Annotated in this window: 9 protein-coding genes; all 9 read left to right on the top strand. The window is 27.0% G+C overall.

Annotated features, from left to right (window positions below; translation table 11 throughout):
* Positions 1-1,190, top strand: a 1,190-nt coding sequence (locus RDK80_RS19345; RefSeq protein WP_308525232.1) for a hypothetical protein, incomplete at its 5' end; no start/stop codon positions are given.
* Between the two features lie 445 nt (positions 1,191-1,635).
* Positions 1,636-1,806 (top strand): hypothetical protein, encoded by a 171-nt coding sequence (locus RDK80_RS19340; protein WP_216557941.1) that lies wholly within the window; start codon positions 1,636-1,638, stop codon positions 1,804-1,806.
* Between the two features lie 159 nt (positions 1,807-1,965).
* The gene (locus tag RDK80_RS19335) at positions 1,966-3,600 is read left to right on the top strand and encodes a hypothetical protein (protein WP_308525231.1); all 1,635 of its coding nucleotides are present in this window, start codon (positions 1,966-1,968) and stop codon (positions 3,598-3,600) included.
* 441 nt (positions 3,601-4,041) lie between these two features.
* The gene (locus RDK80_RS19330) at positions 4,042-4,212 is read left to right on the top strand and encodes a hypothetical protein (protein WP_216557932.1); all 171 of its coding nucleotides are present in this window, start codon (positions 4,042-4,044) and stop codon (positions 4,210-4,212) included.
* Positions 4,213-4,327: 115 nt separating this feature from the next.
* Complete coding sequence (locus RDK80_RS19325; protein ID WP_216557928.1) at positions 4,328-5,962, top strand: hypothetical protein; 1,635 nt, start codon at positions 4,328-4,330, stop codon at positions 5,960-5,962.
* A gap of 36 nt (positions 5,963-5,998) precedes the next feature.
* Positions 5,999-7,303, top strand: a complete 1,305-nt coding sequence (locus tag RDK80_RS19320; protein WP_308525230.1) for a radical SAM/SPASM domain-containing protein — start codon at positions 5,999-6,001, stop codon at positions 7,301-7,303.
* Positions 7,300-8,628, top strand: a complete 1,329-nt coding sequence (locus RDK80_RS19315) for a radical SAM/SPASM domain-containing protein (protein ID WP_308525229.1) — start codon at positions 7,300-7,302, stop codon at positions 8,626-8,628. The genes RDK80_RS19320 and RDK80_RS19315 overlap by 4 nt, the downstream gene beginning before the upstream one ends.
* 17 nt (positions 8,629-8,645) lie before the next feature.
* The gene (locus RDK80_RS19310) at positions 8,646-10,286 is read left to right on the top strand and encodes an ABC transporter ATP-binding protein (RefSeq protein ID WP_308525228.1); all 1,641 of its coding nucleotides are present in this window, start codon (positions 8,646-8,648) and stop codon (positions 10,284-10,286) included.
* A complete protein-coding gene (locus tag RDK80_RS19305; RefSeq protein ID WP_308525227.1) occupies positions 10,279-11,193 on the top strand; it encodes a M55 family metallopeptidase in 915 nt (304 codons plus the stop codon). The genes RDK80_RS19310 and RDK80_RS19305 overlap by 8 nt, the downstream gene beginning before the upstream one ends.
* The last annotated feature ends 70 nt before the right edge of the window (positions 11,194-11,263 follow it).

The following is an 11,263-nucleotide window of genomic DNA, read 5'->3' as shown; positions in this document are numbered from 1 at the left end:
ATTATTCAAATAATGAATTTTCATTATTTGGAGCAAGATTTTTTGAGCCATTTTCTTCTAAGGAAGAAATAGAAAGTGTAAAAGCTGCATCAATAGATTTAGTGGAATATCTATTAGAAAATAATAAAAAGGAAGAATTGCTAAAAAATAATATAAAAGTATCGGATATGGAAAACTGGGAAAAAGGGATAGATTTAGATTATCAAAAAGAAATAGATAGTCTGATGAATAGGATGGAAGTGTTAGAAATAGTGAATAAGTTAATTATAAATACTAAAGAAGAAATAAATGGGTTTAAAATAGATATTAGTACTGCAGAAATAAATGAACAGTATGGTACAGCAAGAAAAATAGAACAGCTTATACTGAGATTTGATAGAGATATATTAGCTATAAAGAAGGGAATAGAAAAGGATGCTCCTAAATTTTATTCAGAATATAAAGAGGTACTAAATAATATACCTAAAATAGAATATATTTTTGATACTACTAACTCCTATGATTCTATTGATGGAGGATTTTTTTCCAGAGGAACTGACAAAATAAACTTAAGAGATATAAATTCTCATGCACATGAATATTGCCATTTGTTTTTCTATAGTCCTTTTATGGAAAAAGGTATAAATATTGCAAAACCTGAATGGTTAAATGAAGGAATTGCAAATTATTTAGATATAATATATTCAGAAGCTTCTATTAAAATGATTGAAGATGAATTTAATAACATACCAAATTATACAGAGCTTCTATCGACACAAGACTTTGCAGAAAATGAGTTAAAAGAATTAAAGAGTTTATGTGACGGTTTATTAAATATTTATATTAAAAATGATATTGATATCAATAATGTGGAAGAAATTGCAAAGAGCAAAAATAAGAGAATCATGAAAAATAATTTAAACGTTTTGTATAGAGTTAAATTTCGTAAGATTCTAGGTATTAACTCAAATGGAGGAAATGCCCCTATGGATTTGATGAATGAAGGTGATTCCATGGATTATCACAAGAACTTTAGCTTTTTTAATTACTTAGTCGAAGAATATGGATTGGAAAGGATGCTTTACCTAAATGTTGCAAACTTTGACGGCTTAACCTACAAAGAAGTATTTGGAAAAACCTTTGAGGAACTAAAAGTAGATTGGATGAATTACGTAAAAGAAAATATTAAAGGTATTGAATCGATACTATGATATCTTGCAAGTTCTTGGGATTGAATAGATGTTGAGTGTATAATTAAATAATTTTGAGATATTGAAAAAGTCAGTTGGAGTTAAAAGAGATAATTCTGACTGACTTATATTTATTCGACAATACATACCGAATTATGTTGAATAATGTCGGGAAATAAGTCATATCAATGGGTTGACGGAATGTTTGAGTGATAGTACAATGAACTTATGAATTGGCTAATGGAAGTATTTGGTATAATATTATGCTAATATTTCTATAGCTTTCTATGGGGAAAGGGGAATAGAGCAGTCTCTCATTTCTAAACTAATTTTGAATTATATATATGATTAGTTAATTATGTCTAAAATGAGAGAACATTAGTCACTTCAATTAAAGAGTAGTACTTATGTTAATTACAGAATTTTGTAATTAACGACAAATACATATAGAGAGGAGGCTTAAAGTATGAAATCATTAAACGATATCATCTGGAATGAAGATATTGATTTAGAAGACGAAAATAATATAGAAATTCAGGGGATGAAAGAGATATGTTTAGAGCCGAGTTGTGGTCTTAGTCCCATATGTGAAATAAGGTTATCATATCACTATCCGAAAGTACAATGTTCTGCATAATTCTAGAAATATATAATAGATGGAGAGTAATTTCCATCTATTGTATATTATATCTGATTAGTTTTTTACAGTTATGGTATAGAAAAACATGACTGAATGTAATCATTTTATAAAAATGAGATAGTAAGCAATATCAAATTGTTAAAGGAGTTAATATAAATGAAAAATAAAAAACTATTACTATTACTTATTTTTATCATATTTCTAACAGGATGTAGTGAAAAAAACAAAGAAAAGACAAGAGAAGAACCAATCCAATTAGCCGAAGTTAGCAGTGGAGGTTCTACAATATATCAAAACGATAATATAAAGATAAAAATAGCTGATAATATAGATGGAAAGGAGAGTATATACGCATCTATACTAAACGAATTACAGAAAATAGATGAATTTTCTCCTATAGAAAATCTTGAGATAGAGATATCTAAAAAATATATGGTTCCAAAAGTAGATAAAATAATAAGATGTGATACCAAGTTTATAGAAACAGAAGAATTTAAAAAGGAGCTTATAAAAAAATCCTATGGTATATATGATAACTGGATATCAGAAGGACTATATGCAAAGATATATAATATAGAGAAAAAGGAAGTAGATTTTGTTACATATTATTCAAATAATGATTTTTCATTATTTGGAGCAAGATTTTTTGAGCCATTTTCTTCTAAGGAAGAAATAGAAAGTGTAAAAGCTGCATCAATAGATTTGGTGAAATACATATTAAAAAATAATAAAAAGGTGGAGCTACTAAAAAGTAAGATAGAATTATCTGATATTGAGGATTGGGCAAAAGAAAAAGGCATAGACTTAGGCTATCAAAGAGAAATAGATAGTCTGATGAATAGGATGGAAGCTATAAATAATATGGCAAATAAGTTTATTATAAATACTAAAGAAGAAATAAATGGATTTAAAATAGATATTAGTACTGTAGAAATAAATGAACAGTATAATACAGCAGAAAAAATAGAGCAGATTATACTGAGATTTGATAGAGATATATTAGCTATAAAGAAAGGAATAGAGAAGGATGCTCCTAAATTTTATTCAGAGTATAAAGAAGTATTAAACAATGTACCGAAGGTAGAATATATTTTTGATACAAATGTTGATGGTTTTGCTGATGGAGGCTATATTATGACAGGGTCTGAAAAAATACATTTAAGAGATATAAATGCTCATTCACATGAATACTGTCATTTATTGTTCCACAAGCCTTTTATGGAAAAGGGTATAGTTATTGCAAAGCCTAACTGGATAGATGAAGGAATAGCAAATTATTTAGATGTAGTGTATTCTGAGGCTACAATTATAGTTATGGAAGATATTTTTGATTATTTGATTAATTTTAGAACATATGAAGCAGAATCAGAAAGGCTTGTTGGAGATGAAGCAAAAATGATAGATAAACAATTAGAGCTTCTTATCGAAAATGATATTGATGTTACCGATATAGAAGAAGTTGCAAAGGACAAAAATAAAAGAATACTAGAAAATCATTTGAAATTTTTATCGAATGTTAAATATAGAAAAATTATGGGAATTAAGGTAAATGAAGGAGATGCACCTATGGATTTGATGACAGAAGGTGATTCCATGGATTATCACAAGAACTTTAGTTTCTTTAATTACTTAGTTGAAGAATATGGATTGGAAAAGATGCTTTATCTAAATGTTGCAGATTTTAATGGATTAACCTATAAAGAAGTATTTGGAAAAGCCTTTGAGGAACTAGAAGTAGATTGGATGAAGTACTTAAAAGAAAACATTAAAGGAATTGAATCGATACTATGATATCGTATAAGTTTTTTGGATAGATGTTGAGTGTATAATTAAATAGTTTTGAGATATTGAAAAAGTCAGTTGGAGTTAAAAGAGATAATTCTGACTGACTTATATTTATTCGACAATACATACCGAATTATGTTGAATAATGTCGGGAAATAAGTCATATCAATGGGTTGACGGAATGTTTGAGTGATAGTACAATGAACTTATGAATTGGCTAATGGAAGTATTTGGTATAATATTATGCTAATATTTCTATAGCTCTCTATGGGGAAAGGGGAATAGAGTAGGTTTCTCATTTCTAGACTAATTTTGAATTATATATATGATTAATGAATTATGTCTAAAATGAGAGAAGCCCAGCCATTTCAATTAAAAGAGTAGTACTTATGCCAATTACATGATTTTGTAATTAGCAGCAAATACTTATAGAAGGGAGGAGAAAATATGAAATCATTGAACGATATTATCTGGAATGAAGATATTGATTTAGAAGAAGAGAAAAATGGCGACATTCAATTTGGAGATGACCCACGCTTAGAGCAAAGTTGTGGTGGTCTTAATTCTGCTTGTATTATAAGAAAATCAAAACATCCAAATGCAACATGGTGTGAATAGTTTTTTAAATATAGAATAGATGGAACTAATTTCCATCTATTCTATATTAGAATTTATCCAAGTATCTTATCTTTATATTATTTGAATAAAAAATGGCTAAAGGAGAACATGTAAAATGAAAATCAGAAGAATGATATTCTTGCTTATCATCACAATATTTCTTATAGGATGCAGTGAAAAGAATAAAAAGAATGAAAAAGTCAAATTAGTAGAAGCTAGTGGTGAAGGTTCTACAATCTATGAAAACGATAATATAAAGATAAAGATAGCTGACAATATAGATGGAAAGGAAAGTATCTATACATCAATACTAAATGAATTACATAAAATAGATGAATTTTCGCCAATAGAAAATCTTGAAGTACAAATATCAAAACAATATCTAGTTCCAAAGGCAGATAAAATAATAAGATGCGATGCCAAGTTTATAGAAACAGAAGAATTTAAAAAAGAACTTATAAAAAAGTCCTATGGAATATATGATAACTGGATATCAGAAGGGCTTTATGCAAGGATATATGATATAGAGGAAAAGGAAGTAGACTTTACTACATATTATTCAAATAATGAATTTTCATTATTTGGAGCAAGATTTTTTGAGCCATTTTCATCCAAGGGAGAAATAGAAAATGTAAAAGCTGCATCAATAGGTTTAGTGGAATACTTACTAAAAAACGATAAGAAAACAGAACTTCTAAAAAATAATGTAGAAATATCTGACATAGAGAATTGGGCAGAGGAAAATGATATAGATTTATCTTATCAAAGAGAAATAGAAAGTCTAATGAATAGGATGGAAGTTATAAATAATATGGCAAATAAGTTTATTATAAATACTAAAGAAGAAATAAATGGATTTAAAATAGATATTAGTACTGCAGAAATAAATGAACAGTATGGTACAGCAAGAAAAATAGAACAGCTTATACTGAGATTTGATAGAGATATATTAGCTATAAAGAAAGGAATAGAGAAAGATGCCCCTAAATTTTATTCAGAATATAAAGAAGTATTAAACAATGTACTAAAGGTAGAATATATCTTTGATACAAATGTTGATGGCTTTACTGATGGAGGTTACATTATGACAGGGTCTGAAAAAATACATTTAAGAGATGTGAATGCTCACGCACATGAATACTGTCATTTATTGTTCCATAAGCCTTTTACACAAAATGAGATAAGTATTATAAAACCAACATGGATAGATGAAGGAATTGCAAACTATTTAGAAGTTGTTTATTCCGAAGCTTATATTAAAGATATGGAATATAGCTTTTATATTATTTCTAATTCTGCAGAAGGCTTAGAGAAAAAAAATTTAACGGATAATGAATTGAAAGAATTACAGAACTTATATGTGAACTTATTAAATATTTATATTAGAAACAATATCGATATTGATAATATAGAAGAAACGGCAAAAGATCAAAATAAAAGAATAATAGAAAGTCATTTGGTAATTTTAGCTAGAGTTAAAATTAATCAAATTCTGGGTTCTAAATTGAAGGAAGAAAAAGCTCCATTAGATCTAATGACTGAAGGAGACACCATGGATTACCATAAAAACTTTAGCTTTTTTAGTTATTTAGTTGAAGAATATGGATTGGAAAAGATGCTTTACCTAAATATTGCAGATTTTAATGGATTAACCTATAAAGAAGTATTTGGAAAAACCTTTGAAGAACTAAAAGTAGATTGGATGAATTACTTAAAAGAAAACATTAAAGGTATTGAATCTATACTATGATAAAAAATAAACTTTTATTTTATAGGAGGACAGGCTATGTATTTTATAGAACATTCTACAATTATGAAGACAAATAAAGAGGATGAATATATCTTAATCAATTTGTTAAATGGATTATCAGATATAGTATCTGAAGAAGATTTAAACCTAATCAAGCTTTGGAGAAAATCAGAGAATATTCAATTTGACAATAAATATGAAACAGAATTATATGATGCACTGATTCAACGAAAATATATAATGGAAAATTCAGAAGAGGAGAATAGATATAAGGAATCTCAATTGGCAATCCTTAGAAAAAATTATGAAAAGCGAAAAAATAATATTAAAGATTTAGGTATAGTTCTGACCTATGATTGTAACTTTGGATGTAGCTATTGCTTTGAATCTAATGTTAGCAGTCACGATAAGGATTTGCTTACAGAAGATATGATTGATAGAACTGAAGAATTGTTTCCAAATATAGAAAGCATACTTTTATATGGTGGAGAACCTCTATTGGAACAAAATATGGATATTATAAAATATATAATAGAAAAATATCCTGATAAAGAATATCGAATAATAACAAATGGCTACGGTATAGATAAGTATATTGATATTTTGAAAAAGATTAAGGTAAAATGGCTGCAGGTAACATTAGATGGAGGCAAAGAAACCCATGATAAATCTCGTTTCCTAAAAGATAATAGAATGGGAACATTTGATAAACTAATATCCAATATTGATTTAGCTATTAAAAATAATATAAGAATAAAAATAAGGATGAATATAAGCAGAGCTAATTATCAAGAGTGTTTAGAGCTTAGGGATAATTTAAAGGAAAAATATCCAAATAATAAATTATTAATATTTGAATTGCAGCCTATATTTCAATTAGATGATGAGAGTAAAAATTTTTTAGAACCTATACTGTACTCCGTAGATGAATATAGTGACAATACTATTAATAACTCGTCAGTTAATTTTCAAAAATCTATAATCGATGGGAAACCCATAGGTTTAAAATTTTATAGCTGTTCTGCAGAAACAAGTGCTAGATTAATAGACAATAGAGGGGATATCTACTCTTGCTTGGTTTCTGTTGGAAATAAAGATTCTAGAGTTGGAACGTATTATCCTGAATTTAAATATTTTGAAAAAAGCTTGATAAATAGAAATATAACAACTATTGAACAGTGTAAAGGTTGTAAATTTGCATTATTATGTGGCGGGGGATGTGGAAACTCAAAAAATATTAACAACGAAGGATTTATAGGGGAATGTAGTTTTTTTTCAAGGAAATTATTGCAATATTCCAAAGCTTTAGGATATGAAACCATAGAGGAAGTGATCTTATGATTGAAAAATTTAATATTAGAACAGATAATGAGAAAACGGTTCATTATAATTATGGCAAATATATAATTTTTGATTTAATAACATTAGATTATGTAGTTGTAGATAAGGAAGACTATAGTAAACTTTTAGATGATTATAGAGACTATTTGAAAAATAAATCTGACATAGCAATTGACCAAACTGAAATATCTGTAAAAGATAAGAAACAATTTCTTGATTTAGTTTTTATAACTGGATTTGATTGTAATTACAATTGTACTTATTGTTATCAAAAGGATTATAAAAATATTAAATCTAAGATGAAGACAGATGATCTTGATAAAATAAAAGAGTTCTATGGATACTATGATAATTTATTCAACACTGATTCAATTATAAAAACTATTACTATTATGGGAGGAGAACCTTTTCTAGATGATAATTTTAAATTTATAGAAAGCGTTTTTGAAAGGTTTCCAACAGCACAGCTGACTTTTACTACTAATGGATCAAATATATCAAAATATAAGTCATTGATAAAAGCAAATAGAGAAAGAATTCAAACTGTAATACTTTCAATTGATGGCGATAAAAAACTGCATTTAAAATATAGGAATACTTTTAATGATAAGTTCTATGACAATATATGGGAAGCATTGGAGTTTCTACTGGATAATGACATTGAAGTGATTATCAACTCTGTATATCATCCTGAAGAGATTGAAGATTATCGATCATTTTTTGATATTTTAGAAAAGTATGGATGGTTGGAAAATAAATTTTCAGTGAAACTTGATTTAGATATGATGAAAACGCAATTCAATGATGAAGATGATACTTATATTAATATGGCAAAGGAATCATTTAAACAACTAATTGAATTGGATAATCGAGCAAAATATCTAAGTCAGAGCTTTATAAATTATACTGAAATTTCTATGCTTAGTATGATACAGTCAAGGGAGACTCGAATACCATATAAGCATTGTGATCTTACATTTAGACCTTCTTATACATTTCTGCCAAATGGAAAAGTTGTTACCTGCTTAAGTTCAGATAATCCTAAACTAGAGGTAGGAACTTATAAGCCAGAGATCTATGTAAATAGGAACAATATAAAAAATATCTACAATCGTGATGTCCGTAATATGTCAAGATGCAAAGATTGTGACTATAAATATTTTTGCAGAGGCGGTTGTGTTGCCGAGAATATCAAAAGATACGATACCTTAGATATAGGATATTGTAGCAGATGGAAAGAAGAAGATTATAAGGTAGCTTTGGAGAGAGTTTTAAACCAATTGATAGCTGAGGAAATAAGAAATACTGAAAAAATTAAAGCATGATATAGGGGAAGATAAATTTGCTATATATAAAAAAGAGCATGGCTTTATTGGATAGATATAAAATTAAATATTTATTGATTAAATTGACAGGTATTTTGATAAAGGCCAGTGCTTTAATAGAGCCTTATCTAGTAAGTGTAATTGTTGCATCAATTATGCAGAATAATATATCTTTATTTAAAAGGTATATTATTCTGTTTGCCATGTACTATATGGTATTTAGCATTATAAATTATTCATTAGATAAAGTATCTTCTAAATTGATGATTAGAATAAATAATAAGGTTAAAGAGAGAATATTTTACAGCTATTTTGGATATTTCCAATATAGCAGTACATATAATTCGGCTAAACTAAATAATGTATTCACAAGTGACTATAGTTCTCCTTTATCTTATTTAGACTATTTATTTGGTTATTTATCGGAAATTATAGTTTTGCTATCCATGCTATTTATATTAATTAAACAAAATACTTGGTTTATATATACTATTGTTTTAGTAATACCTATAATATTTATCAATATCCATTATTCTAAGAAGATAAAGAAATATAATAAAATAAATTTTTATTACTCAGATGTAATATTGGGTATTGTCAAAAAAGTTTCTAATAGTATTTATGAAATCACTTCAAATGAAAAGATTAAAAACTTTATTGTAAACGATTTTGATAATTATATAGAGGATAAGATTTCTAATGTTGATAAGCTAAATGAAAGTAAGATAAACTTACAATATATAATGGACTCTATCATGAAAATCAATATATTTTTATTTTATATATTAGCTGGAATACTTGTATTTAAGAAAAGAATAACCCCAGAAATCTTCATATTTCTATCTTTTTATATTCAAAAAGTATTAATAAGCCTTATAGGGATAACTAATCTGATACCAACTGTTCAAAGATATCATGTGAGTTTGGATAGAGTCTTTGAGGTAATGGAAACAAAAAATTTATTCAAAGATGAAGAAGAAAAGAAACAACCCCTTGAATATATTAATAAAATAGAGATAAAAGACGGAGAATTTAAGATAAAGGATTCTTATATCTTAAAGGATGTTAATATGTATTTAAATAAGGGGGAACATATATTAATTGGAGGTGAAAATGGAAGTGGAAAATCCAGCATGATAAAACTTATCTCATTACAATACCCTTTAAGCTGTGGAGAATATCTGATTAATGATAATAGCCATAAAGAGTACAAGGCTTCAGATATTATGGAGTGTATAAGTATATCTAATCAAAACCCAATTGTCTATCCTTTGTCTATAAGAAATAACATTTTATATGAAGCTGATAATGGTAAATATACTTTAAATGAAATTCTGGAGGATTTTGATCTATTGGAGTATATAGAAAGCTTAGAAGAAGGTATAGATACTTTTATAGATGAAAATTACAATTTATCTGGTGGTCAGAAGAAGAAAATAGAAATAATAAGATGTTTATCTAAGAATTCATCTATTTATATATTGGACGAGCCTTTGGCCAATTTAGATGCTGATTTTAAAAATAAATTCGATTATATATTAAATAAATATTTTTCAGATAAAACAGTGATAATGATTGAGCATGGCAACTATAAATCTGATTTTTTTGATAGATATTATAAATTTAAACATGAAAGCATAGAGGTGCAAAATGGATAATATATTGGTTATAATTGATTTAGAAGGAATTATTGGAGTTGAAGATTTATGGGATAATAAAAGGAATGAGGTTTTATTATATAAAGAAATATCTGTAATTATAAATTCCATACCAGATAATATTAATATATATCTATGCTATGACCATAATGATGGTATATTGCCAGGTAACTTAGTAGAGAAATTAAGTCCTGAAATCAATATAATTAAGAAAATTAGAAATATTGATTTTAGCATTGATTATAAAACAGCTTTTCTAGTAGGTTTTCATGGCAAGAAAAGTGACCATTGTAGATTCCCTCATACCTTTAGGGATGAAATTGAAATATTATCTTTAGGAGAAAAAGAAGTGGGAGAAATTGAAATGGTAACTAATCTTTTATCCTATTATAAGATACCAGTTTCATTGATAAGCACAGAAGCTTCGGTAATTGATTACCTAGATTATGATTGCATATATCATGACATAGATAAAGGAGATATGTCTTCAATATATTTAAACTTAGAAAATGATGTAAAAAAGGCCCTTAATAGTGAAATCTCATTGTCCAAATTTGATGATTCCAAGGTTGAAATTATTTATAATAATTATGTACAAAGAAGAGTAAAAGCATTAGAATTGGATATCAAAATTTCTTTTAAAGATACAATTGATTTTTTTAGATATCTGCCGAATTTACACATTCCTTTAAATCATATAATAAGTAAAGATCTTGAAAATATGTTTGAGGAATTAGTGAGAAATAAACCTGAATCCTTGGAATTGGTGAAAGATGAGAACATAAGAAAATTATTAGATAAAGATATAAACTTAATAACTTATCTTGACTTATATGATATATCACAATACTTCTATAAAATAAAAGATAATAAGAGTGCTAAATTTGAACTTCAACCTAAAGAGTAAAGACAACTCTAAACAGCCCTAGTTCGATATTCTATCGGATTGAGGCTGTTTAATCTTTTTAGAAATCTTT

The organism is uncultured Tissierella sp., from assembly GCF_902479755.1.
GTDB lineage: Bacteria > Bacillota > Clostridia > Tissierellales > Tissierellaceae > Tissierella > Tissierella carlieri.
The sequence above is the reverse complement of the archived record's forward strand: the minus strand, read 5'-3'. Positions and strand labels throughout refer to the sequence as shown.

Excerpts from the sequence above, each read along its gene's own strand:
- RDK80_RS19340 (WP_216557941.1), top strand. The coding sequence starts at position 1,636 with ATGAAATCATTAAACGATATCATCTGGAATGAAGATATTGATTTAGAA.
- RDK80_RS19335 (WP_308525231.1), top strand. The coding sequence starts at position 1,966 with ATGAAAAATAAAAAACTATTACTATTACTTATTTTTATCATATTTCTA.
- RDK80_RS19330 (WP_216557932.1), top strand. The coding sequence starts at position 4,042 with ATGAAATCATTGAACGATATTATCTGGAATGAAGATATTGATTTAGAA.
- RDK80_RS19325 (WP_216557928.1), top strand. The coding sequence starts at position 4,328 with ATGAAAATCAGAAGAATGATATTCTTGCTTATCATCACAATATTTCTT.
- RDK80_RS19320 (WP_308525230.1), top strand. The coding sequence starts at position 5,999 with ATGTATTTTATAGAACATTCTACAATTATGAAGACAAATAAAGAGGAT.
- RDK80_RS19315 (WP_308525229.1), top strand. The coding sequence starts at position 7,300 with ATGATTGAAAAATTTAATATTAGAACAGATAATGAGAAAACGGTTCAT.
- RDK80_RS19305 (WP_308525227.1), top strand. The coding sequence starts at position 10,279 with ATGGATAATATATTGGTTATAATTGATTTAGAAGGAATTATTGGAGTT.